The organism is Streptomyces sp. NPDC029159 (genome assembly GCF_055564055.1).
Genome location: NZ_JBVHWT010000001.1, coordinates 348,971 through 373,124 on the forward strand (window position 1 = coordinate 348,971; position 24,154 = coordinate 373,124).

The window sequence follows — 24,154 nt, forward strand, 5'->3', positions numbered from 1 at the left end:
TCTTCCCTTCGTCCCCCTTCCCCGTGGGGGATCCCACCGACCTCTTCGACCGGGGGGGGGGGGGCGGGGCACCCCCCCCCCCCCCCCCGCGTCCGAGAGGAGTCCGATGACCCTGCGGCACGCCGTGCTCGCCGCGCTGCTGGACGGGGAGTGCAGCGGCTACGAACTTGCCAAGGAGTTCGACACCCGCGTCGCCAACTTCTGGTACGCCCGCCCGCAGCAGCTCTACACCGAACTGTCCGGGCTGGAGCGGGACGGCCTGGTCACCGGCCGTCAGGTGGTGCAGGAGATGCGCCCGAACAAGCGGCTGTTCACGGTCACCGAGGCGGGCATCGGCGAGCTGCACCGGTTCGCCGCCGCCACCGTCCGGCCGTCCTTCCTCCGCGACGACCTGCTGGTCAAGGTGCAGGCCGTGGACCGGCTGCCGGCCGCCCCGGTGATCGCCCAGCTCACCGAGCGGGCCCGGATCGCCGCCGGGCGCACCGAGATCTTCGACCGGGTCCTGGAACGGCTCCGCGGCGACCTCGACGAGGCCACCTTCCTCCTCCGGGGCACCCGCATCGGCCCGTATCTGACCTGTCTGCGCGGCCTCGCCTTCGAACGCGAGACCCGCGCCTGGTGCGAACGGATCGCGGCGGTGCTGCGCAACCGGGAGACGGCGGCGCACCCGGCGACGTGACGGCGGCGGGGGCTCCCCGCACCCGGGTCGGGCGCCCCACCGCACGGCCCGGGCGTCCTCCTCCGCCCGGCCGGGGCCCCCATCGCACGCCCCAGACGCCCCCACCCCCTGGCCGGGCCGCCGCCCTCCGCGCCGAGCCCCGCCACCGTACGGCTGTCGGGCCCCCGCACTCCTTCGTGTGATGCGCCCCGGGGGTGCGCATCCCCCGTACGGCGTGGGCAGTTCCTCCCGGCACGCGCCCCGCCGCGGGGTGCGTCCGTTCCCCCGGAAGGAAACGCCCATGCGCCTTCGCCACACCGTGGCCGCCGCTCTCGGTGCCCTCGCGCTCGCCGTCGCCCTGCCCGCCTCCGCCGCCCAGGCGGCGACCGGCTCGTTCACGTACCTCGTCGACGCCCAGGACGGCGCCGTACACGAAGGGACCCTGGCAGATCCGCCGAGCGGGGTCTGCATGACGCTGCCCGAGGTCGCGCAGGACTGGGTGGCGCCCGCGCACACCCCGCGCAACGACACCGACGACTTCGTGACGGCGTTCACCGGCGCGGGCTGCGACGGCGACTCCGTCACCCTCCGCCCGGACGGCGGCCACGCCACCGACCGGCTGAAGCTCCGCTCGGTGCTCTTCCACCGCCGGTAGGAGGGATCCGCTACGGCCGCGTCTGCGCGTCGTCCCCGGTCCGCGCCCCGTCGGTCTCCCCGTCCGCACCGGGCCGGGCCGGCTCCAGCGACCAGGAGGCGAGCAGCCGCAGCGACTGTGCGGACGGGGAGCCGGGCTCCGCGTGGTAGGCGATCAGTTGCTGGTCGGGGTCGGCGGGCAGGCTCAGGGTCTCGTACGCGAGGGTCAGGCGGCCGACCACCGGGTGGCGCAGCACCTTCGTGCCGAAGCCCTTGTCCTGGACGTCGTGCGCGGCCCACTGCCGCCGGAAGTCGTCGCTCTTGAGGGAGAGCTCGCCGATCAGCGAGGCGAGCGCCGGATCGTCCGGGTTGCGCCCGGCGTCCCGCCGCAGATAGCCGACGACGTCGGACGCCTTGGCCTCCCAGTTCTCGTACAGCGCGGCGTGCCGCGGGTCCAGGAAGACCTGCCAGGCGAGGTTGCGCTCCTTGCGCGGCAGCGCGGGGAAGTCGCCGAGCAGCGCGCAGGCCAGACCGTTCCAGGCGATGATGTCGAGCCGCCGCCCGATGACGTACGCGGGCACCGCCTCCATCGTGTCCAGCAGCTGCTGGAAGGCGGGCCGCACCCGCTGCGGGCGGACGGCGGCGCGGGCCCGGCGCGGCGCCGGACGGGCGAGGTGGGCGAGGTGGTCACGCTCCGCGCCGGTCAGCCGCAGCGTGTCACCGATCGCGTCCAGCACCGCCGCGGAGACGTTGCCGACGCGGCCCTGCTCCAGCCGGATGTAGTACGCGACGCTGACCCCGGCCAGCTGCGCCAGCTCCTCCCGCCGCAGCCCGGGCACCCGCCGTCTGCCGTACTCGGGCAGCCCGACGTCCCCCGGCCGCAGCCGGGCCCGCCGCGAGCGCAGGAACTCGCTCAATTCGGTGCGCTGGTCCATATCTGAAGTATGCGTACGGACCACCGGCCCGGGAAAAGCACCCGGGCCCGCTGGGTGTCCCTCCCGGTGGTAGGAACGCCGGTCATACGTTGCGGAGGGCACTGGTTACGCCCCGGCCGCTCTTGCATCCTCGGGAGCATGACCCACACCTCTGTCGCCGCGTACGCCGCGCCCGCACCGAAGGCACCGCTGGAGCGGACCACCATCCCGCGCCGGGAGCTGGGTGCCCACGACATCCTGATCGACATCAAGTTCGCCGGTATCTGCCACTCCGACATCCACACCGCCCGCGCCGAATGGGGCGAGGGCGGCCACTTCCCGGTCGTCCCCGGCCACGAGATCGCCGGTGTCGTCGCCGCGACCGGCTCCGCCGTCACCCACTACGCCGTCGGCGACCGCGTCGGCGTCGGCTGCTTCGTCGACTCCTGCCGCGAGTGCGAGAACTGCCGCGCCGGTGACGAGCAGTACTGCACCGGTGACCTGGGCTGGGTCGGCACGTACAACGCCGTCGGGCGGGACGGCGAGCCGACCCAGGGCGGCTACTCCACCCACATCGTGGTGGACGAGAACTACGTCCTGCGCATCCCGGAGAGCATCCCGCTGGACGCCGCGGCGCCGCTGCTGTGCGCCGGGATCACGCTCTACTCGCCGCTGTCCCACTGGAAGGCGGGCCCCGGCAAGAAGGTCGCCGTGATCGGTCTCGGCGGTCTCGGTCACATGGGCGTCAAGATCGCCCACGCGATGGGCGCCGAGGTGACGGTGCTCAGCCAGTCGCTGCGCAAGAAGGACGACGGTCTGCGCTTCGGTGCCGACGACTACCGCGCGACCTCGGACCCGGCCACCTTCAAGGAGCTGGCCGGCACCTTCGACCTGATCGTCAACACGGTCTCCGCCGACCTCGACCTCAACGCCTACCTCGCGCTGCTGCGCACCGGCGGCACCCTCGTCCAGCTGGGCGCCCCGGAGAAGCCGCTGTCCCTCTCCCCGTTCGCGCTGCTCAACGCGCGCCGGTCGCTCGCCGGTTCGCTGATCGGCGGCATCCGCGAGACGCAGGAGATGCTGGACTTCTGCGCCGAGCACGCCATCGCCGCCGACATCGAGGTGATCAGCGCCGACCGCATCAACGAGGCGTACGACCGCGTCCTCGCCAGCGATGTGCGCTACCGCTTCGTGATCGACACGTCGACGATCTGATGCGCCAGGGCGTACGGAGACGGCGGGCCGCGCCGCCTCCGTACGCCCTCGGACACCTCCGCCCGGGGCGGCCCCACCAGGCCGCCCCGGGCGCTCCCGTATCCGCGGGGTTCCTGCCCGCCGACCGCCACATCGAAACGACAGTCATTTTCATATAGCCTCGGGGCGTCCATCCACCCCACCCACCGGAGGCTCCTCCCATGGCCGTCCCCAAGCGCAAGCTCTCCCGCAGCAACACCCGCCACCGCCGCGCCCAGTGGAAGGCGGCCACGCCCCAGCTGGTCCCGGTGACCGTCGACGGCACCGTTCACCAGGTCCCGCAGCGTCTGGCGCCGGCCTACCGGCGGGGACTGATCAAGCCGGAGGGGTGAGCGGGGACCCGGCCCGGGGCCGGGAGCGGGCAGCGCGCACCCCGGCGCCCGGCGAGGCGGCGCGCGCCCCGGCGGCGCCCGGCTCCGGGGCCTTGGGCCCGCCCGCCCCGCCTCCCGGAAAAAAATTCTCTCCACACCGGCAACCCCCACCCCCGCCGCACGTCGTGAGGGGTGAGGGCGCCACCGGGCGCCGCCCAACGACTCGACCGTGGAGCAGTACCCGTGAACCTCTTCCGCACCGCCCCCACGCAGTCCGCCACCCCCGCCACCCGCGGCCGGATACGCGGCGCCGCCGCCGCCGGGCTGCTGGCCGCCTGCGCGCTCACCGCCCTCGCCACGGCCGGTCCCGCGGCCGCCGACGAGTCCGGCCCGGCGACCTCCCGCCCGGAGCCCAGCGTCACCACGCCGTCCGCCCACCGGCCGAGCGCCGAGCCCACCTACCCGGGGCGCGACGCGACGGAGCCGCCGTCGTCGCGGCCGTCCGCGGAGCCCACCTTCCCCGGTCGCGGCGCGTCCGGCACGCCGTCCGCGGGGCCCGCCGGCGACGGGTCCGCACCGCGCCCCGTGCCGAGCGTGACCCACCCCGGGGACACGCGCCGCGGCGCCGACCCGGCCCCCGCCACCGGCCGGGACGCGTCCGGCAAGGACGAACTGGCCCACACCGGCGCCTCCGAGACCACCACGCTGCTGATGGGCGCGGGCGCCGCCGCCCTGCTCGCGGCCGGTGGTGGCACCCTGTACGCGGTCCGCCGCAACCGCGCCTGACGCCCCCTCCCCGGCACCAGGAACCGATGGAAACGCTCATATTCCCGCTCGCCCCGGCAGGGTTCGCCCTGCCGGGGCCGCGGCGCGTCCGGTGGCAGTGGCTGCGTGGCGCGGTCCGCACGGCAGCCCGTACCGCGACGCGCACCGCCCGGTCCGCGCACACCGCGGCGCCCGCCGCCACGCCGGGCGCCGCCACCCCCTCCGCGTTCGGCACGGGCATGCCGGAGCGGCCGTCGATCGGTGAGCTGTACCACGCGCACCGGCTCGCGATGGTGCGTCTCGCGGTGCTGCTGGTCGACGACCGGGCGACCGCCGAGGACGTCGTCCAGGACGCGTTCACCGCGCTCTGCCGCCGCCACGGCGAACGCCTCGACGAGGTCGACAACGCCCTCGCCTATCTGCGCACCGCCGTCGTCAACTCCGCCCGCTCGGTCCTGCGCCGCCGCCGCAGCGCCCGCAACTACACCCCGCCGTACGAGGCCGACGCCCCCTCCGCCGAGGAACGCATCGTCCTCGACGAGGAGCACCGCGAGGTCCTGGCGGCGCTCGGCAGACTCACCGCCCGGCGCCGCGAGGTCCTCGTCCTGCGGTACTGGGGCGACCTGTCCGAGGCGGAGATCGCCCGCACCCTCGGCATCAGCCGGGGCGCGGTGAAGTCCCTCGCCAGCCGCGCCCTGAAAGCGCTGGAGAAAATCCTGGAGGAGCGGTCATGAGCACCGGCGACGACCACCGGACCGCCCGCCCCTCCCCCGGCGGCCCCCCGCGCCCCGTCGAGGAGCGGCTGCGCGCCGCCCTCGCCGCCCGCGCCGCCACCGTCGAACCCCGCGATCTGCGCCCGGCGGCCGTGCCCCGGGCGGCCCGCCGCACGTCGTGGCTGCGCGGCGCCCGCTGGAGACGGTTCGCGCTGCCGCTGGCCGCCGCGGCGGCCGCCGCGGCCATCGGCTACGCGGTGTTCGCCCCCGACACCACGCCACCACGCCCCATGCCCGCCACCACACCCGACCCGCTGCCGACCCCCACCCACGACAGCCGCCCGACCCCGTCCCCGACGGCCCCGGGCAGCCACGAGCCCCCCGGCCCGACCCGTACGGTGCGACCGAGCGGCCACCCCGCGTCCCCCCGCGACCTGCCGACGGACGCCACGGCGCACCGGACCCCGAGCTCCGAGGGCCGGGCCCCGCGCACCGGCGGCCCCTCCGGACCACCGTCGGCCACGCCCACGTCCCACCCCTCGGAGTCCCCGGGGCAGCGCCCCTAGGGAAGCGCTACGAGGGTGCGCACCCCGGTGGCGGGCCGCCGAGGGGCGGCGGACGCCCCGCCCCCACCCCGGCGCACGCCCCCGCGCGCGGGCCTCAAGGGCCCCGCACCGGGCCCGGAGTGGCCGATACCCGTGGCGCGGCTGGGCCCGCGGCCGCTCGCCCGGTAGGCTTTCCGTGTGATCTTCAAGCGCATCGGAAATGGGCGTCCGTACCCCGACCACGGCCGGGAGAGCACCCGCCAGTGGGCGGATGTCGCCCCGCGCCCGGTACGCCTCGACCAGTTGGTGACGACCAAACAGCAGCTGGACCTGGAAACTCTCCTCGCCGAGGACTCCACGTTCTACGGCGACCTCTTCGCGCACGTCGTGAAGTGGCAGGGCGATCTCTACCTGGAGGACGGCCTGCACCGCGCCGTCCGCGCCGCGCTCCAGCAGCGCCAGGTGCTGCACGCCCGCGTCCTCGAACTGGACTGACGCCCGCCGCCCGGTCCGTTCCGCCGTACGAACGGATCGGTTGCCCCTTTCGGGTCGGCTCACCCGCCCTGCGTTGATCATCTAGTAGGCACGCGTCCCGGGCGGCACTACGCTCGACTCATGAGCATGCTGACGCCACCGGGCATGGGCGGTAAGAAGTACCGCGTGACGGGCGACAGGTATCCCCGGATGCGCCGCCCCCGCCACCGCCGCCGGATCGTCCTCACCGCCGCCGCGGGCGTCTGCGCCCTCGGCCTGGCGGGCTGGGGCACCCTCCAGCTCATCGACGTCTTCGGTGGCGGCTCGGGCAAGGCCCAGGCCGCCGAGAAGAGCGCGGACGCCAAGCAGAAGTGCGACACCAGCGCGCCCGCCGCGCCCGCCACGGCCAAGCCGCCCGCGCCGTCCGCCATCACCGTCAACGTCCTCAACGCCACCCCGCGCGGCGGGCTCGCCAAGCAGACCGCCGACGAGCTGAAGAAGCGCGGCTTCGACATCGGCGAGGTGGGCAACGCCCCCACCGCCTACGACAAGAAGGTCAAGAACAACGGCGTGCTGCTCGGCCCGTCCGGCGCCGAGGGCGCGCTGAAGGTCCTCGCCACCCAGCTCGCCGGGGCCCGCCAGGAGACCGACGGCCGCAAGGACCACTCCGTCGACCTGATCATCGGCGACACCTTCAAGGACCTGACGAAGGCGAAGGACGCCGAGAAGGCCCTGCACGCCCTCGCCCACCCGCCGCGCCCCAAGCCCCACTGCTGACCGTCCGTAGGCGTGCCGCGGGCCCCCGCCGGAAACCGGCAGGGGCCCGAAGTGTTCCGGTGGGCGCCGCGGGGCGCCCCGGGTGGTCTCAGCCGGCGGTGCCGTACATCCGGTCGCCCGCGTCGCCCAGGCCCGGCACGATGTACCGGTCGGCGTTGAGCTGCTCGTCGACGGCGGCGGTGACGACCGTCACCGGCGCACCGGCCAGCTCCCGCTCCATGACCGCGACGCCCTCGGGCGCGGCCAGCAGGCAGATCGCGGTGACGTCGTCCGCACCGCGGTTGATCAGCTCACGGATCGCCGCGACCAGCGTGCCGCCGGTGGCGAGCATCGGGTCGACGACGTAGACCTGCCGGCCGGAGAGGTCGTCCGGCATCCGCGTGGCGTAGGTGTGCGCCTCGTAGGTCTCCTCGTTCCGGACCATGCCCATGAAACCGACCTCGGCGGTGGGCAGCAGCCGCACCATGCCGTCCAGCATGCCGAGACCGGCGCGCAGGATCGGGACGACCATCGGCCGCGGGTGCGACAGCCGGACGCCGGTGGTCGTCGTCACCGGGGTCTCGATGTCGACCTGCTCGGTCCGGACATCGCGGGTCGCCTCGTACGCGAGCAGGGTGACCAACTCGTCGGCGAGCCGCCGGAATGTGGGGGAATCGGTGCGCTTGTCGCGCAGTGTGGTGAGTTTGTGCGCCACCAGCGGGTGGTCGACGACGTGGATCCGCATCCCTCGACAGTAACCGAGAGTGCGGGCGAAGGCGTCAGCCCGGGCCCCCGGCACGGGCCCGGTCGGCCCTCCGGCGCACCGGCACGACGGCCTCCGGGCGCGGCGGAGCGGGCCGCGGACACCCGCCCGAGGTGGTGTGCCGCGTGTCCGGCTCCCCGCACCCCGACGGGCCCGGCGCCGCGCCCGGCCCGGAGAGCGCCGCGGCGCGCCGCCGGCGCCGCGACCGGTTCCCGCGCGAACTCCACGCGGCCAGGGCGCCGCGCGAGCGGGTCCGGCCGCGCCGCGCCCGGGCGGCCCGGCAGCGGCAGACTCCACGGATGCGCACATTCCGCTGGTGAACGGCGCGGACGCGTCCGGGGACCGGCGCCCGGCGGGCAGGCCCGGCCCGGCGCCGTCCACGCCCGGAACATCCCGCTTTCCGACGCCGCCGCTCCGGCACGCGGGCGACTTCTCCGGCAACCACCCCACGACGCAGCGCCGAAGACCCCCCGCGGACGCGTTGTTTCTGCCACGATTCCGACGGGGGCGGGACCAGCGGCGCACCCGCGTCGCCCCGCCCGGCCGGCAGCCCAAGACAGTGGGAGAGTCACGGTGTATTTCGCCGCACTGCTCGCGCGCACCGAAGACGGGTGGGAAGCGAGCGACACGGAGCTCGACAATGTGGAGACCCTGACCGATCTGGCCGATCTGGCCCGAGAGGCAGCGGTGGACGACGACACGGTGGTCGCGTACATCGAGCAGGAGGGCGTCTGGTTCGGCGTCATCCGCATCGACGGCGAGGACGACCCGCGCGTCTTCGTCTCGCACGCCGCCGCCGCCGCGCGAAGTTCGTACGGCGCCCTGCTCACCGACGAACTGCTCGGTTCCGACGACGACGCCGACGACGAGCTCGACAGCCTCGACCTCGACGGCACCGAGGACGGCGAACCGGACCCCGAACCGGACGACGCCGACCTGCACACCCCCGACAGCGACACCCCACCGCCCGGCCCCCTCGGCGACGTCGAACTCCTGACGGACCTGGGCGTAGGCCCCGAGGACCTCCTCGTCCTCGACACCGACGCCCTCTCCCAGATCGCCGACGCACTGGGCTGCACGGATGTACTGGAGGCGGTGCGCTGAGGGCGGCGGTCGGCGGCCCGGTGGGGGCGGCGGGTTCGGCATACGGGGCCTCGAACCGTTTCGCTCGGGGTGCGCTGGGCCTCGAACCGTTCCGCGCGGGGTGCGCGGGGGCTCGGGCAAATGGGCGCGCGGGGCCCCCGGCCGTGGGTACGCCGGATACGCCTGGACCGCGCAGGGGCCTGGCGCACCGGACCCCGCCCCGCCCCACGGCCATGTCCCCGACACTGGAGGCATGACCGCGTCACCCCCCGCACCCCCGCCCGCCGCCGCGCCCGATCCGCTGCGGGATCCCTGGACCGCGCCGATGCGGCGGGCGCTGGCGGAAGCCGCGCTCGCCCCGGCGACCGGCGACGTCCCCGTCGGCGCCGTCGTCCTCGCCGCCGACGGCACGGTCCTGGGCACCGGCCACAACGCCCGCGAGGCGACCGGCGACCCGACGGCGCACGCCGAGGTCCTCGCCCTCCGCACCGCCGCCGAAGCGCTGGCCACGGGCGCCGGCCCCGCCGACCGCCGCCCCGGCGACTGGCGACTGACCGGCTGCACCCTCGTCGTCACGCTGGAACCCTGCACGATGTGCGCCGGCGCGATCGTCCTCTCCCGCGTCGACCGCGTCGTCTACGGCGCGTACGACGCGAAGGCAGGCGCCGTCGGCTCCCTCTGGGACGTGGTCCGCGACCGCCGGATCAACCACCGCCCCGAGGTCATCACCGGCGTCCTGGAACCCGACTGCGCCGCCGCCCTCACCGCCTTCTTCCGCTCCCGCTGACCACCTCCGACATCCGATTTCGGATCCAGACCCCCCTTGGGCTAGGATCTCTCTCGGTAGCGTGTCCGAGCGGCCGAAGGAGCGCGCCTCGAAAGCGCGTGAGGGGGCAACTCCTCCGTGGGTTCAAATCCCACCGCTACCGCTCGAAGAGAACCGCCTCTGACCTGCGAAAACGGGTCAGGGGCGGTTCTTCTTTGCCGTTCTGTGCAACACATTCCCCCTCGCACGCTGGAGGACATGGCCTCCATACGAGTACGTCAGACCAAGGACCGCGAGGTGTTCCGGGTCCTCTGGAGAGCAAACGGCAAGCGCGACGCCAAGCAGGAAGGCGAGGATTTCGAGGACGAGAAGTCGGCAGAGAAGTTCCGCGACCTTGTCACCGCCTACGGACAGCAATGGCCTCCGGGCTGGGTCAAGGGAGTTGGGTTCGCCGCCCCCGAGCAGGAGGCCATCCCCGACAAGGAGATGTTCGGCCCGTTCGCCCATCGCTACATCGACCTGCTCACGGATGTTTCGGACCAGACGCGGGGCAACTACCGGAAGTTCGTCAACAACCACATGTTGCCCTGGTTCCAAGAGCTGACGGTCCGTGGCGAGCGTGAGACGACCCTCGGTCGCGACCACATCAGCCGCTGGATCAACGACTTGGCCACGGGCCGGCGCGGGCCTCACCACGCACCGGGCGTGAAGAGGCGCAAGTACGCACCCAAGACGATCAGGAACTACCACGGGCTCCTCTTCGGGATCCTGCAAGCGGCCGCGGACGCGGAGCCGCAGCTCCGGACGTCGAACCCCTGCGTCCATACGCAGCTCCCCGGAAACAACCACATCGCCGACGAGCCGCGGTGGAGTGGAGCATGGCGGGCATGGAACTCGCTGCCTGAGCACCGCCTTCGGCAACCTCGGCCCTTCGCCGCGTCGCCGAGGCGGAAGGGGGAGGCGGGCACTGGGACCGCCCGCCTCCCCGCGCCGCTCAGCCTGACACATCTCGGCTACACCACGGCGCGCCGGACGCGTTTCACAATCGTTCTCAACTGGACGACCGCCCGCTCCCGCACAACAACGTTGGCACAGCCGAACGATGCGCCCCTCCCCCTCCGAGGGAGGACCCGCCGGAGGCATTCTTCTCCGATGGAACCTTCGATTTATTCTATGCACCTAATTCCCTGAAACAGATTCCGGAATATCCCGATGGGACTTTTCCGGGCGCCTTCCTTATGGTTTATCCATGAGCGCAACTCCGGAAAGCAGAATGACCGCGGGAGAGATACGTCGGCGAGTCCGCGCAAATCAGGCTCTCCAGGCCCGGACTCAGGAATTGGCTGCCGCTGAGGTCGTGTCCAAACGGCGGGCCTCGAAGGCGGCAGCGGCGGCGAAGGAGGCTGCGGACCTGGCGGCGAAGGAAGCGGTGGCGGCCGTGCTCCGGCTGTTCGACAACGACGTCGAGGTCGTCGCGGGGCTGCTCGACGTACCCCCGGACGAGCTGGAGAGGGAGGCGAAGCCGGTTTCCGCGGCCAGGGCGAAGGAAGTGGTCGCGGAACTTCGTGATCGAGCAGGGCGTCCTCGCACCCGTCGCCCCCGGGGGCCTCGCTCGTCGGAGGCGCCGACCCGTGAGCTGGCGTCCGGCCATGAGGAGATCTCCTCGCCGCCCCACGGCCGCGTCGATGCCGCGTGACGACGGATGACTCCTTCGAGCCCGGGCTGTTCCCGACGAGCAGCACCCGCCCGGCGCCTGCTGAGCAGCTCGCGCTGATCGGGGAGCCCTCGCCGGTGCGTGTCCCCGCGGCCGAGTGGGCCGCGTGGCTGGCGGACGAGGGAGTTCGGACCCGGTACTGGGTGAAGGTGTTCTGGGCGGCGTCGTTGCCCGGCCGAACTCGCCGAGGCACGGTGCCGGGGCACCTGTACGGCTACCAGCTGGCACACGGCGTCATCCCACGGCTGGGCTGGGGCAACGACAACCCGACCGTGTGCCACACCTGCGACAACCACTCCTGCCAGCAACCCGCCCACCTCCGGCTCGGCACTCCGGCGGAGAACCGGGCGGAGTGGCCGGCCCGGCGCCGCGATCCTCACGGTCCACTCGCCGACCTCCGGGGTCCAGCCGGTCGTTCACGCGCCATCGGCGCGGCCATCCGGGCCGGCCGGGCGAACGACGAATCCGAAGCCGAGATCATGCGGCGCATCACGACCGCGGCGACGGCCGGGCGCCCGCTGAGCCTGTGGTGAGCGAAACCGCCTACGCCGTCGGCCTGTTCTCGTTCCCGACTTATACAGAGATCTCGGTGTCCGCGGCCTCGGAGGCGAAGCGTTCCCCGGCCTTGAGCATCTGCTTCTTCACGTGGTTGTACGTGTCCGTCTCGCTCACGTCGGTGTCCTTTCGCTTCCCGGCCCGCACCGATCGGCAGGGGCTACCGATGGACAACGAGTGCTGCGGGCGCTCAGTAGCGAAGTGGTCAAGTCCGATCAGTGTGGTGATCAGCTCGTGGGCCCGCGGCCTCTGTCGGACGGCGGGGGCCGCCGCGATTTCCCTCCCGGACGTGCGGTGCCTCCGCGTCCTCACTGAAGCCGAGGCACCCGGCCCCGACCGGGCCAGCCATCGTCGCACCGCGGTGACCGATAAGGGTGAACCTCACCGGGCCCGACAGCACCATCGCTCCCGATATTTCCGGGAGCGGCCCGCCCAAGGCGCGGGAACGCGCTTTCCTCGGCCCTGCATCCAGTCCCCTTCGAGTGGCACACCGGGATGACGCCCACGTCCGTGCAGGGGCCGACCATGACCGTGTGGTGCCAGCATCTGACCGGTCCTGACGATGGCAACCGCAACGGCGCCGAGAACGGGCAGGCACACACTGGCGTTCACGAGCCATGCCGGCCGGTCCGGATCCTCGCCGGGAGAACCGCTCTCCGGGCGTCGAGCATCAGCACGTAAAAGTGCTGTACAAACTCATGCCGAAGGAACCTGGAAGCCCGGGGGGAGTCGGCCGGGGCTGCAACGACAGGAGCACGAACTCGACCGCTGCATGATCCTTGCCAACGCCCCGCGACCTCGGCGATCCCGAGAAGGCCGGCTTTGGCACGCATCTGGGTCACACCTCGCGCCAGGGTTTTCGGTGGGGTACGGGCGAGGGGGAAACGCAACCGGGAGCCCCCGGTGTCTCGTCACGCGCCTTCACTACTGCACAGTGACACCAAGACAACCACTTGACTTTAGTCATGGTGGTTCATTCCCGGTGGCCAGGTAATGACCTACCAGTACTCTTCACACCGTATTTGCCAACGCGAAGCGCTGGCAGCATGTATTTGGAGGCACCCTCATGCCCCCCCGACCCGCGATGGCGCGTCAGGCCAATCAGCAACTGAGATCACTTATCCGAGAGGCCTCGCTATCCAACTCCGCCCTTGCCCGCCAGGTGAATTTCCTGGGACAGGAACAGGGGCTGGACCTGCGGTACGACAAAACATCCGTGAGTCGATGGATGAGAGGCCAGCAGCCACGTGGGCGCGTACCGGCCATCATCGCCGAGGCGCTGAGCAGCAGACTCGGCCGCATGGTCTCGACCGCGGAGATCGGCATGGCCAGCGGCAACAGCGTGACCTGCGGAGTCGGGCTCCACTTCGCGACCGACGTGGAGGACGCACTGGCTCAGGTCTGTGAACTGTGGCAGATGGACGCCGAATCGGCTGAGGCCCTGTCCGGCGCGACCATGGGCGCTCCGGCGTTAGTCGAATCCACCCGGGACTGGTTGATCAGCAGCGTGGACACGGAGGTCGCGCGCAACCGACGTCGGGGGCTGCGCAGCGGGGCGACCGAGGTCGATCTGGTGCGGACCCTCAATCAAGCACTCGCGGAACTCGATCACCGGATCGGTGGCGGCCATGTGCGCCCTGTCGTGGTGTCGTGCCTGCATGGTGTGATGTCGGGGCTGATCACGGGAAGCTACGACGAATCCACCGGGCGTCAGCTGTTCGCCGTCGCCGCCCGGCTCACGGAACTCGCCGGATACACCGCGATGGACACGGGCCGCCTCGGTCTGGCACAGCGGTACTACATCCAGGCGCTGCGGCTCGCGCATGCGGCGGGCGACCGGTGCCACGGCGGTTACATCCTGGCAGCGGGGCTGAGCCGTCTCGCCCTCGATGCGGGCTGCGCACGGGAGGCTGTACAGCTTGTGAGGGCCGCACGGGAAGGGGCGCGAGAACAGGCGCCGCTCACCGTGCAGGCACTGTTCCATGTGGCCGAGGCCCGCGGATACGCCCTGCTCGGCGACTCACGGAGGTGCGGGAAGCTCTGCGACAAGGCCATGGAAGCGATGATCCGCGCCGATCCCGGTGACATCCCTGAGTGGATGGCACACTTCGACCGGGCCTGCTTGGCCTACGAACTGGCGCACTGCCACCACGATCTGGGGCAGTTCCGCCAGGCTGCTCGCCGTGCCACCGAGGCACTCGCACGGCTTCCGCGAACGCGGGTGCGTCGCCGGGCGATCACTCTTCTCCTGCTCGCGTCGGCGCTGGTGCAGGCCGGTGATGTCGAGGAAGCGTGCCGCGCAGCGGAGGAAGCAGTGAACCTTCTGGGCAGCTTGCGGTCTACGCTCGTCACACGGCACCTGGAACTGTTCCGAGCGAAGCTCTCCCCCTACAAAGACACCAAGCCGGCCTGCGATTTCGATGCCGTGGTGCAGGAGGGCGAGCTCCGCATTCCCCTGCAGCGCACGTCTGCCGACTGACGGGTCACGCAATGGCGCCGACGACCAGGCGGCTCCCTCCGGGAGGTACGGAGCCTGTGCTGCCTGGCCGTCGGCTGCCGGGGCTTCCCGGTAGCCGGCGGCCGGGAGGGCCGGGAGCGCTTCACCCTGCCCTGGTCATGACGGGGCAAGCATTCCGGCGTGTTCGACCGGGAAGCGAGGTACCGATGCCCAGACGGTGCAGCCCTCATCGGCATCGGTCCGGCGGCCCCACTGGGTGCAGGACTCGGCGATCAGCTCCAGGCCGCGGCCACGCTCCCGCCCTTGGCCGAGGCGGCGAGCGCGGGGAATCCACAGGCTTCCGCCGTCGTCCTGAACCTCTACGTGGAAGTGGTCCGTGGGCCTGCGCATCCGGCAGATGATGCGCAGGCTCTCGGAGTGCTGGATTGCGTTGGTGACCAGTTCGGACAGGACAAGCAGGAAGCGGTAGCGGGTATCTCCGTCATAGACTTGCTGCCCGTCGAGCCAAGCGCGGGCCAGAATGCGACAGACCGGCACCGCACGTTCCAATGGCGGAAGGACGAATGTTGTCTGCTCCTTGGAGCGCCAGCAGTCGGGCGGGATCACCATGGCCTGGTCGTCGGGCCAGGTATTGACCTGTCGGGTCGTCAGTTCGATGTGGGCCTCTTGCGTGCGCTGCATCGAGACTACCCCTTTCCTAGGTTCCTTTCGGGCCCCCGATGTCAATCGGGGAATTCCCCGAAGACTGTCACACGAAGGAATTCCCCGTTGCTTTTCAAAATTGATTGAAGCAGCCGGGAAGGGGCCCCGGAAGGCGCATTGCGAGGCGCTTTAAGGGGGCACGGAGTATGGGGAGTGAAATACTATCAACGCAAGAAAACGTCACGAAATCCGTAGGTGACGATACGAAGAGGCCCGCTCACGCACCGAGGCCGCGGTAGCAAATGAGCGGGCGACGGCCGACGAAAGGGCGAAAAATAGAATGGCCTTCCGTGTTCGCGGCGGAGAATCTTCGGCATCCGGTAACTCGGGCCGAGGCGCATTCGATGGCCCTGCCGAGGTGTCGTACCGCGTAACGGACTTGACGTCCTTGCGTACGATCGATGCCGGTGTCGTGCCCCCGGACCGAGTCCGCAGACTGCACCCGAGGGGTACCCTTAACGAGGATCACGCACCGTCGGTGTGCACAGCCCCCCCGGCGGAAAGGGAACGCCATCCATCGGGGCTTTCACAACTCACGCGGAGTCAGAAGCTCCACCACCGCGCCTCCCGCGACCGCAGATCCGAAGTGCACCGAGCGAGATGGATTCCATGCGGAGTGGCGTCGGGGGTTGAAACAGTGCCGCGTTCGGCGGGCAACTTCCAAATGCCCGCCGAACGCGGAGTGACGCGTGAAACGGCGCTATGTGGCATTCAGTTCCATCCCGAGCTGGTCCGCGACGCCGGCAGCGAGCTCGGCCAGCGTGGGATGCTGCCACACGAAATTCCGTGAGAGGGAGAGAGCGAAGGAACGCTCAATGCGGGCGCGCAGCTCCAGGGCCAGGAGGGAGTCGAATCCCAGCGACTTCAGCGGTGTCTGGGGGTCGACGGAGCCGTCTCCCAGGCGGAGGACGGCGCGGACATGGTCCGCCAGGCAGTCCTCAAGGGCGGCTCTGCGGGGAAGGCCGGCAGGCAGGGCGCGGATGAGGTCGCGCAGCTCTTCGGAGCCGTCGGAAACAACGGACCGCTTCGTGGGCTGCTCGCCCGAGACCGTGCTGAAGAAGGGGAGATGCCGCCCCGCAGGCGGAATCCAGGTGTCCGGCGGGCCGGGGAGCACCCCGGTCTGCACACGCCGCTGGCACAGCAGGCTGTGAAGTACGGCCATGCCTTGTTCGGTAGGAATGGTGTGGTAGCCGCGTTGGCGGAAGTCGGTGGCGACGCCTGTCTCACCCCAGGGGCCCCAGTTGACTGCGAGGGTGGGCAGTCCCTGGGCGGAGCGCCAGGCCGCGAAGCTGTCGAGCCAGGAGTTCGCTGCGGCATAGGCGCCCTGGCCGCGGTTGCCCAGCAGCGAGGCCATCGACGAGAACACAGCGAACCAGTCCAGCAGGCACCCTTCGGCGGCGTGGTGCAGCTGCCAGGCTCCGACGGCCTTCGGCGTCCAGACCCGCTCCAGCTGCTCGTCGGCGACATTGGCGAGGGCCGCGTCGTCCAGGACCATGGCACAGTGCACGATCCCGTACAGCCCGGCTCCGTCGGCCACCGCGGTGGCCACCAAATGCTCCGCGGTACCCGGTTCAGCAATGTCTCCCAGGACCACCGACACCTTGGCGGAGCTCTCGCGCAGGCCCTCGATCAGGCGTGCGGCTTCACGGGAAGGAGCGGTGCGCCCGTTGAGGACGATATGGCCGGCACCGTGCTCGGCGAGCCACCGTGCGGTGGCCAGTCCCAGGCCACGCAGTCCGCCTGTCACGATGTATGCCCCGCCCTTACGTACCGGCAGATCCATCTCGGGCAGCACCGCGGAAGCCTGGCCAACGGTGGGCACGGACAGCACCAGCTTGCCGATGTGGTCCGCGGCGGCCATGGTGCGGAAGGCCCTGGTGGCCTCCGCCAGCGGATACTCCGTGCATTGCAGCGGTTTGAGCCGTCCCTCTCGGAACTCGTCGAGCACCTCCCGCCACACCGCGGTGAACACGTCGGGGTGGTGGCGGCTCAACTCGATCAGGTCGACGGTGCGCAGCGTGACGTTGTGGCGCAGCGGGAGCATGCCCAGCGGAGCGTCGGAGAGGATGTCCCGCACCCCGAGCTCCACGAAACGACCGAAAGGACGCAGCGTCTCCAGTCCGGTACGGATGGCCGCACCGGACAGTGAGTTGAGTACGACGTCAACTCCGTCTCCGGTCACTTCGCGGACACGTTCGCCGAAATCCAGGGACCGGGAGTTCATGACATGCCGGATTCCCATGGCGCGCAGGTGGTGTCGTTTGTCGCTGCTGCCGGCAGTGGCCAGCACCTCCGCGCCCAGCGACCGGGCCACCGCCATCGCCGCCAGTCCGGTGCCTCCGGTGGCCGAATGGATCAGCACCCGCTCCCCGGCAGCGAGCCGGGCGACGTGACGCAGGGCGTACCACGCCGTCATGAAGGCGACGGGCAGTCCTGCCGCGGTGACGAGTCCGAGACCGGCGGGGATCGGTGCCACCATGTCGGCCGGGACGGTCAGGAACGACCCGAAGGCACCGCCCCGCAGATCGATGGCGAGCACTTCGTCCCCGACGTGCAGCTGCTGCACCTCCGCGCCCACCGCGCTGACCACACCGGAGCATTCGAATCCGATGCGGTAGCGGATGTCGTGGTCGCCCGGGAGCAGGCCCATCGTCGTCAGCACGTCCCGGAAGTTCAGGCCGGCCGCAGTGATCCGCACCTCGACCTCGCCGGGCTGGGGTGGACGCCGCCGGACAGCGGCGTATTCGAGGCTCGCCAGATCGCCCAATCGGCCCGCGCGCAGCCGGAACCCGTCCACGCCATGCCGCACAGTGCAGGAAGTGGACGGACGGTCCGGTGCAGCAGCCGCAGCGTGCCGCAGCCGGGCCACCCATCGGCCGCCGGTGCGCAGCGCGACCTCGTCGTCGTCCGTGTCCGCCAGCAACTCCTGGGCCACGTCGGCGGGATCGATGTTGTTCGGGTCGGCATCCACCAGTACGGGACGCAGTTCGGGGTGCTCCAGGGCGGCCACCCGTACCAGCCCCCGCAGGGAGCCCTGGCCGAGGTCGGCGGTGTCCCCCGGGATCACGTTCCGGGCGCCCTGCGTGATGACGCACAGCCGCGGCGAAGCCGAGGTCATGGTGATGGCCTGCACGGTGGCGAGCAGTCTGCGGGTGCGTCGCAAGGACTGCTCGGTCGACTCCTCACGACGTGGTCGGCCGCACACCAGGACCACCGCACGCGGCGGTTCGACTCCGGCGGCCAGCCGCTCGCCCACCGATCCGCGAAGGGCGTCGAGGGACGTGTCGTCCAGCGGCGGATCCCAGACGTTGGTACGGGCACAGCGGGAGCGCAGCGCGGCGGCCAGGATGCCGGCCGACCCGTCCCCCTCCCCCACGACAAGCCAGCTCCCCGGCGTGCTGCCGCCTTCCGAAGTGGTACGGGGGGCGGACTGCCAGCCGATCTCCAGCAGCCAGTCGTCGGCCTCCGGCACATCGCGGACGGGACGCCGGGCGAAGCGCAGACCGTTGGCCGCGACGACCACCGTGCCATTGGCGTCCAGGAGACGGACATTGGCCACGACGGCGTCCGGCTCGTTCTGGCTGATGTGGGCATGGCAGTACGCGGCCTGTGCGGGATCGCCCAGGACACGCACTGCTTGCACCGCCACCGGAAGCACAGGGGCCTGGTCGTCCTCGTGCATCAAAGGTGCCACGGCGAGCTGGGCGCAGACATCGAGGAGGGCAGGGTGGACCGGCAGGCCCGGCACGAGGTCGCCCGACCCGGACGGGAGTGACACCTTGGCGATGTAACTGTCGCTGTGACGCACCGAGTGCATCTCGGTAATTCCCTTGAAGGCCGGACCGTGCTCCAAGCCCCGCCGGCGCAAGCTCCGGTAGAGATCAGCCGGGTCCAGTCGCAGCGGATGGCGCACCCGGAGCGCGTCAAGGGACCGGGACCGGCCTTCCTCTCGTACGGTCAGCCGGTGCAGCATCGCGTCGGCCTGCCGCTCCCACTCGCCGTCCTGACCCCGCGTAAGAATCTCGCAGTGCGCCCTGTCAGGAGAGGCCATCGTCACGACGGTGCTGACTTCCGTGTGGCGGTCCAGTCGCAGCAGTTGCTCGAAGTGGATGTCGGTGACCTCTACCTCGTGCGGGGCCGCTCCAAAGACCTCACAGGCCGCCGCCAGAGCGATGCTGCAATGGCCCGCTCCGGGCATGACCGGGGCGCCGTGCACACGGTGGTCGGCGAGCCAGGGCATTGCCTCCGTACCTGCGTCAGCACGCCAGCAGTGCCGCGAGGGCGTGCCGGGCAGTTCGGTGTGGTGCCCGGGCAAGCCAGCGTCCGCGAGCTCGGAAGGGGCCACGTTCCGGGATCCCTCGGCCCAGTGGTGACGACGGTCGAAGGTGAGGGTGGGAGCGTCGACGAGTTTCCCACCGCCGTAGAGGTGACGCCAGTTCACCGGGACGCCCGCGCAGTGCAGTGCGGCGAGCTGGGAGCGCAGGGTGGTCGGCTCGTCCTCCTCACGGCGCAGTGTGGGCAGGACGACGGAGGAGGGGACAAGACCGGACAGGCTCCGCTCGACGGCATGGGTGACGACGGGGTGCGGAGAGAGCTCGACGTAGATTTGATGCCGGTCGGCCGCCGCAGCAGCCACCGCTTCGGCGAACCGGACCGGGCGGCGCAGGTTCGCGCACCAGTAGTCGGCGTCGAAGACGGGGGTGGCACCGGGGCCCACGACAGTCGAGTAGAACGGCACCTCGGGAGGCCGCGGCGTGAGCCCGGCCAGCGCTGAGTGCAGGGTCGGCAGGATCGGGTCGACCAACTGGCAGTGGGAGGCGACGTCCACGGAGATCGGGAAGACCGGGATCCTGCGGGCCTCCCAGGCAGCGGCCAGTCGGCTCACCTCAGCGATATGGCCGGCCACCACAGTGGAATCGGGCGACGACAGGACGGCGACAGATACGGTCTCGGCCGTGCTGTCGGCGATTTCCTGGCGCACCGCGTCGGCGCTGAGTCCAACGCTCACCATGCCACCCTGTCCGGCGATACGGCTCAGCAGGCCGGACCGCCGGCAGATCACGCGGACCCCGTCGGCGAGCGGCAGAGCGCCGGACACCACCGCCGCCGCGACCTCGCCCATGGAGTGGCCGATGACCGCGGCGGGTTCGATCCCGTACGCGCGCCACGTGGCTGCGAGCGCGATCTGCAACGCGAACAGCACCGGCTGCACAGTGGCGCAGCCCTTGATGGATCTGCCGCGCCGGATCACGTCGACTACCGAGACCTTGATGCGCGCCCGGATGAGATCGCCGACCTCGGCCAGCGCTTCACGGAAGGCCGGTTCGGTCTTCAGCAGCCCCTGACCCATGCCGGGCCACTGGGAACCGTGGCCAGAGAAGACCCATACCGGGTGCCGCTCGACTCCCCCACCCACCGGGCTGGTCACCGCAGCGGCGGGTTTCTGCCCGTCAGCGAAGGCCCGGAGTGAGCCCATGAGTTCGTGGCGCCCGGACGCCACCACGGCGAGCCGCCCACGCCCGGCGCAGCGCCGCAACGCCAGGGTGTGTGCGAGGTCCCGAAGCGGCACCAGCGCACCGTCACCAGTCATCCAGTCCGCGAGTCGGCCGGCCGCGGCGGGCAGCGCGTCCGGAGACCCGGCCGGGACGAGGAAGACGTCGGGCGCCGTTGATACCGGCTTCTCGGAGCGCCGCGGGGACCGCGGTTCCGGGGCCTGTTCGAGCAGCGCGTGTGCATTGGTACCCGAGAATCCGAAGGAGGATACGGCAGCCAGCCGGACCGGCGTCCCGAGGGGCCAGGCGGTCAGCTCGGTGGGGACGAAGAAACGGGTGTTGTCCGCGGACACGGCCGGGTTCCAGCGCTGAAAGTGCAGGTTCGCCGGAATGGCACCGCGCTGCAAGCACAGCACAGTTTTGATCAGCCCGGTGATTCCGGCGGCCGGCTCCAGATGCCCGATGTTGGTCTTCACCGACGTCAGGGCGCAGCGGCCGGGGCCGTCGCCGTAGACGTCGGCAAGACCGGCGAACTCGATCGGGTCGCCCACCGGGGTACCCGTGCCGTGGGTCTCCACCATCCCCACGTCCCGCGGATCGATGCCGGAGCTTTCGAGTGCTCCCCGGTAGAGGGCACGTTGGGCATCCACCGATGGCGCCGCAAGGCCGTCGGAGGCACCGTCCTGGTTGGTCGACGAGCCGCGCAGCACCGCAAGTACCCGGTCGCCGTCCCGTAGGGCGTCGTCGAGACGCTTGAGCACCACCACGCCGCAGCCCTCGCCCCGAACGAACCCGTCGGCCCCGGCATCGAAGGTGCGGCAGCGCCCGCTCGCGGACAGCATGCCCATCCTGGCGAAGGAGCGGGTGATGCGCGGCTGGAACGTCAGGGTGACCCCGCCGGCCAGTGCCAGATCGCACTCTCCGGCGCACAGTGCCTGGCGCGCCAAGTGCACGGCCACCAACGAGGAGGAGCAGGCGGTGTCCAGGGCCACACTCGGACCGTGCAGTCCCAGCAGGTATGAGACCCGGCCTGCCGCCACGCAGTGACCATTGGTCAGGATCGACCCTTCGAGTTCCTGGTCGGTCCCGGTCAGATGGTCCATGTAGTCGCCGTAGCTGATCCCGGTGAAGACGGCAGTGGGGCTGCCCTGCATCCGCTCCGGTGGGAGACCTGCGTGCTCCAGGGCCTCCCAGGTGACCTCCAGCAGCAGGCGGTGCTGAGGATCCAGCACGTCTGCCTCCCGCCCTGCAACGCCGAAGAAAGCGGCGTCGAAGTCTGTCACTTCACGCAGATACCCGCCCGGCAGGAACACCGGTGTCCTGGTGGCACCCCGACCGGGCGAACCGCTCGGGGAGAGACGCCGACGCTCCGGGGGCAGTTCGCCGACCGCGTCGTGGGCCTCGGCCAGCAGCCGCCACAGTGCCGCGGGTGAATGGGTGTCTCCGGGAAGCCGGCACCCCATGCCGATCACGGCGATGCGCCCGGTCTCCCGGGGAATCAGCCGCGCGGCTGCCTGGGTAGGTGTGTGGTCGTTCATCGGGTCTCCGTACGTAGGCGTGGTCCGCCCGGGTCACACAGCCTGTGTGCTGCCGAGGAGGATGGCGTTCTTGACCCCGCCGACCTGGTAGTTGAAGGTCAACGCGTAGTCGAAGTCGAGCGGTCGGGTCCGCACCCCGGGGACGGGGTCGAAGGTGAGCCCGTCGGCGGGCTGCTCGCAGTTGGCGGTCGGGCACACCTGCCCCCGCTCCAGCATCATCAGCGTCAGCGCGACGCCCACACAGCCGGCCGGAGCGCCGTTGTGTCCGAAGCAGCCCTCCTGGGATGTCAACAGCGGGCGCTCCCCGTCCCCGTACAGTTCTCGGACGGCGGCGGTCTCGAAGGCTGTGACGACGACATTGCCGTCGCTGCCGCCATGGATGTACGGCACGTTGCCCAGGTCCCACCGGTCGCCGAGACAGCGGTGGACAGCGGCGACCAGTTCGCTCCCGGTCTCGTCGCATGCCAGCGGGTTGGCCAGTCCGTCCCGGGCCAAGGCATTGGACAGCACCTGGCCGTAGATGTGCGCGCCGCGGCGGACGGCGTGGTCCCAGCTCTCAACGATCAAAGTCGCCGACCCCTCCCCGTGATTGATGGAGCTCGCCCGCCGGTCGTAGGGACGCATGAGGGAGAGGAAGGACGGCACCAGCTCTGGCATCCCGGGCGTCCGCAGGGTGTCGTAGGTCTGCTGTGCCCCGTGCAGAAGTCGCTGGATGTTCTGGATGAGCTGCTTGTCGAAGACGTCGACACCGGTCACGATGGCCATCTCGATCTCGCCCCGGTTGATCATCTGGCGGGCGTTGCCGATCTGTACCGCGGAGGACGCGCAACCGCAGGAGACGGTGTAGACGGGACCGTTGGAGCGGAGTAGCGCGGATTGGACCAGTGCGACGTCGGAGGGGGTCACCGCTTGTTGGGCGGCGACGAACAGTTCCATCGCTTCCGATGTACTGGTTGTCGCGGGATCGGCTCGCAGCACCGACAGATAGCTGCCGACGTTGGCGTCCACGCCGCCGCGCCCGACCAGAACCGCGGCTTCGCTCAGGTCTCCGTCCCGGAAGTTCAGATCGGCGTCCTCGCAGGCATGCGCCAGCGATACCAGACCGTAGCGGTGTGCCGGCGTGTAGTGCCGGGAGAAGAACGGCGGAAGGTCCGGGAAGTGATCGTCGAACATCTCCTGCGGCAGGTCGACGGAGCCGTAGTACACCTCGTCGTGTTGAATGCAGGACCGGCCGTTCGCGGCGACGTTCCAGATGTCATCGGCCGTGAATACCGGCGTCTCCTGCCCGGGAAGACAGAACCCGACGCCTGTCACCACGGCTCGGCGGCCGATGTCGTAGTCCTCGGGGTATACGAGTTCGTGTTTCAAAACAGGACTCCATTCCTCGCGAGGATCGCCATTTTCCCGCTCCTGCGCGAAGTTCTTCCTTGTGTTGTGCGGCACCTACTCGGCGATGGACGTGCGGTAGTGCCAGCGGTACATGGGAACCGGGTTGCCGTTCAGATCTGCGTATTCGCCGTAGAATTCGAAACGCTCATAACCGTTTCCACGCACGAGCCGGATCGGGTCCCTGGACTCGTCACGCAAGTTCCGCGGCAGAGCATCTCCTTCGTGCTCTTCGACAAGAATGACGATGCGTTTGCGTGCCATGGTGCACTCCGGTGTTCAGTCGCAGGTTTTTCTGGCCGGAGCCGGGTTTCCGGCCGGCGGGGGCTCGGAGCTGCTGCGCGGGGAGTTTGTGCGGAAGGCACTGCAGGGCGGCAGTCACCGGAGGGAGAACGGCCCATCCTGCCGTGATCCGGCGGGCAAAACCGTAGGGCTGACCGTCATCGCCGGCGGCGAAACGATAGCCGCCAACTCGTAACGCATCTCCCGATAAGACCAGCACGGAAAAGCGGATCAGCATGGCGCCCCTCGCTCAATGGTGGGGCCGATCAGCCGGTGCCGGAAGCCGGCACCGGCTGATGGATCCAAACCCCTCCCCAGGGACGCCCATTCCGGCACCACGGTCCGTCCCGGAAGCCGGCACGAGGCCGAGCCAACGAGTAGGCCGGATGCCG

Annotated in this window: 22 protein-coding genes and 1 tRNA gene; 17 read left to right on the forward strand and 6 right to left on the reverse strand. The window is 70.9% G+C overall.

Annotated elements, in window-relative coordinates; genetic code table 11:
• The first annotated feature begins 106 nt into the window (after positions 1-106).
• Positions 107-679: a PadR family transcriptional regulator gene (locus ACZ4U4_RS01550; protein ID WP_467868203.1), complete on the forward strand. Its 573-nt coding sequence runs from the start codon at positions 107-109 to the stop codon at positions 677-679.
• A 280-nt stretch (positions 680-959) separates the two neighbouring features.
• Positions 960-1,313, forward strand: coding sequence for a hypothetical protein (locus ACZ4U4_RS01555; protein WP_467868205.1), 354 nt, complete (start codon positions 960-962; stop codon positions 1,311-1,313).
• A gap of 10 nt (positions 1,314-1,323) precedes the next feature.
• On the opposite strand, the gene ACZ4U4_RS01560 is transcribed toward ACZ4U4_RS01555, so the two are convergent.
• On the reverse strand, positions 1,324-2,226 hold the full coding sequence (locus ACZ4U4_RS01560) for a helix-turn-helix transcriptional regulator (protein ID WP_467868207.1): 903 nt from the start codon (positions 2,224-2,226) through the stop codon (positions 1,324-1,326).
• A gap of 138 nt (positions 2,227-2,364) precedes the next feature.
• On the opposite strand from ACZ4U4_RS01560, the gene ACZ4U4_RS01565 reads away from it, so the two are divergent.
• The 7 genes from ACZ4U4_RS01565 (at position 2,365) to ACZ4U4_RS01595 (ending at position 7,044) form a co-directional block, all read left to right on the forward strand.
• Positions 2,365-3,420, forward strand: coding sequence for an NAD(P)-dependent alcohol dehydrogenase (locus tag ACZ4U4_RS01565; RefSeq protein WP_467868209.1), 1,056 nt, complete (start codon positions 2,365-2,367; stop codon positions 3,418-3,420).
• A 200-nt stretch (positions 3,421-3,620) separates the two neighbouring features.
• Positions 3,621-3,791 carry a 50S ribosomal protein L32 gene (rpmF, locus tag ACZ4U4_RS01570; protein ID WP_467868210.1) on the forward strand — a complete coding sequence of 57 codons (171 nt, stop codon included), beginning with the start codon at positions 3,621-3,623 and terminating at the stop codon, positions 3,789-3,791.
• A gap of 222 nt (positions 3,792-4,013) precedes the next feature.
• Entirely contained in the window at positions 4,014-4,556 is a 543-nt protein-coding gene (locus ACZ4U4_RS01575) for an LPXTG cell wall anchor domain-containing protein (protein ID WP_467868212.1), read from the forward strand.
• A 26-nt stretch (positions 4,557-4,582) separates the two neighbouring features.
• Entirely contained in the window at positions 4,583-5,269 is a 687-nt protein-coding gene (locus ACZ4U4_RS01580; RefSeq protein ID WP_467868214.1) for an RNA polymerase sigma factor, read from the forward strand.
• Positions 5,266-5,814, forward strand: a complete 549-nt coding sequence (locus ACZ4U4_RS01585; RefSeq protein ID WP_467868216.1) for a hypothetical protein — start codon at positions 5,266-5,268, stop codon at positions 5,812-5,814. The genes ACZ4U4_RS01580 and ACZ4U4_RS01585 overlap by 4 nt, the downstream gene beginning before the upstream one ends.
• 177 nt (positions 5,815-5,991) lie before the next feature.
• On the forward strand, positions 5,992-6,288 hold the full coding sequence (locus ACZ4U4_RS01590; protein ID WP_004943146.1) for a type II toxin-antitoxin system VapB family antitoxin: 297 nt from the start codon (positions 5,992-5,994) through the stop codon (positions 6,286-6,288).
• Between the two features lie 120 nt (positions 6,289-6,408).
• A complete protein-coding gene (locus tag ACZ4U4_RS01595; protein ID WP_467868218.1) occupies positions 6,409-7,044 on the forward strand; it encodes a LytR C-terminal domain-containing protein in 636 nt (211 codons plus the stop codon).
• Positions 7,045-7,132: 88 nt separating this feature from the next.
• Here ACZ4U4_RS01595 and upp read toward each other — a convergent pair whose 3' ends face one another.
• A complete protein-coding gene (upp, locus tag ACZ4U4_RS01600) occupies positions 7,133-7,768 on the reverse strand; it encodes a uracil phosphoribosyltransferase (RefSeq protein WP_467868220.1) in 636 nt (211 codons plus the stop codon).
• Between the two features lie 143 nt (positions 7,769-7,911).
• Between upp and ACZ4U4_RS01605 the strand changes: the two genes are divergently transcribed.
• The 8 genes from ACZ4U4_RS01605 (at position 7,912) to ACZ4U4_RS01640 (ending at position 14,383) form a co-directional block, all read left to right on the forward strand.
• Positions 7,912-8,106 (forward strand): hypothetical protein, encoded by a 195-nt coding sequence (locus ACZ4U4_RS01605; protein WP_467868222.1) that lies wholly within the window; start codon positions 7,912-7,914, stop codon positions 8,104-8,106.
• 253 nt (positions 8,107-8,359) lie between these two features.
• Positions 8,360-8,890: a tRNA adenosine deaminase-associated protein gene (locus tag ACZ4U4_RS01610; RefSeq protein WP_467868223.1), complete on the forward strand. Its 531-nt coding sequence runs from the start codon at positions 8,360-8,362 to the stop codon at positions 8,888-8,890.
• Between the two features lie 232 nt (positions 8,891-9,122).
• Positions 9,123-9,656 (forward strand): nucleoside deaminase, encoded by a 534-nt coding sequence (locus ACZ4U4_RS01615; protein ID WP_467868224.1) that lies wholly within the window; start codon positions 9,123-9,125, stop codon positions 9,654-9,656.
• Between the two features lie 55 nt (positions 9,657-9,711).
• Positions 9,712-9,798, forward strand: a tRNA-Ser gene (locus ACZ4U4_RS01620).
• 95 nt (positions 9,799-9,893) lie between these two features.
• Positions 9,894-10,826: a hypothetical protein gene (locus tag ACZ4U4_RS01625; RefSeq protein ID WP_467868225.1), complete on the forward strand. Its 933-nt coding sequence runs from the start codon at positions 9,894-9,896 to the stop codon at positions 10,824-10,826.
• Between the two features lie 166 nt (positions 10,827-10,992).
• On the forward strand, positions 10,993-11,331 hold the full coding sequence (locus ACZ4U4_RS01630) for a hypothetical protein (RefSeq protein WP_467868226.1): 339 nt from the start codon (positions 10,993-10,995) through the stop codon (positions 11,329-11,331).
• Positions 11,328-11,882 carry an HNH endonuclease family protein gene (locus ACZ4U4_RS01635; protein ID WP_467868228.1) on the forward strand — a complete coding sequence of 185 codons (555 nt, stop codon included), beginning with the start codon at positions 11,328-11,330 and terminating at the stop codon, positions 11,880-11,882. The genes ACZ4U4_RS01630 and ACZ4U4_RS01635 overlap by 4 nt, the downstream gene beginning before the upstream one ends.
• A gap of 1,088 nt (positions 11,883-12,970) precedes the next feature.
• Positions 12,971-14,383 carry a transcriptional regulator gene (locus ACZ4U4_RS01640; protein WP_467868229.1) on the forward strand — a complete coding sequence of 471 codons (1,413 nt, stop codon included), beginning with the start codon at positions 12,971-12,973 and terminating at the stop codon, positions 14,381-14,383.
• A 135-nt stretch (positions 14,384-14,518) separates the two neighbouring features.
• Here the strand turns inward: ACZ4U4_RS01640 and ACZ4U4_RS01645 are convergent, their stop codons facing one another.
• The 4 genes from ACZ4U4_RS01645 to ACZ4U4_RS01660 form a co-directional block, all read right to left on the reverse strand.
• Positions 14,519-15,043 carry an ATP-binding protein gene (locus ACZ4U4_RS01645; RefSeq protein WP_467868230.1) on the reverse strand — a complete coding sequence of 175 codons (525 nt, stop codon included), beginning with the start codon at positions 15,041-15,043 and terminating at the stop codon, positions 14,519-14,521.
• Positions 15,044-15,764: 721 nt separating this feature from the next.
• A complete protein-coding gene (locus ACZ4U4_RS01650; RefSeq protein WP_467868232.1) occupies positions 15,765-22,094 on the reverse strand; it encodes an SDR family NAD(P)-dependent oxidoreductase in 6,330 nt (2,109 codons plus the stop codon).
• Positions 22,095-22,127: 33 nt separating this feature from the next.
• Entirely contained in the window at positions 22,128-23,462 is a 1,335-nt protein-coding gene (locus tag ACZ4U4_RS01655) for a beta-ketoacyl synthase N-terminal-like domain-containing protein (protein WP_467868234.1), read from the reverse strand.
• A 75-nt stretch (positions 23,463-23,537) separates the two neighbouring features.
• On the reverse strand, positions 23,538-23,744 hold the full coding sequence (locus ACZ4U4_RS01660) for a DUF5988 family protein (protein WP_467868235.1): 207 nt from the start codon (positions 23,742-23,744) through the stop codon (positions 23,538-23,540).
• Positions 23,745-24,154: the final 410 nt, after the last annotated feature.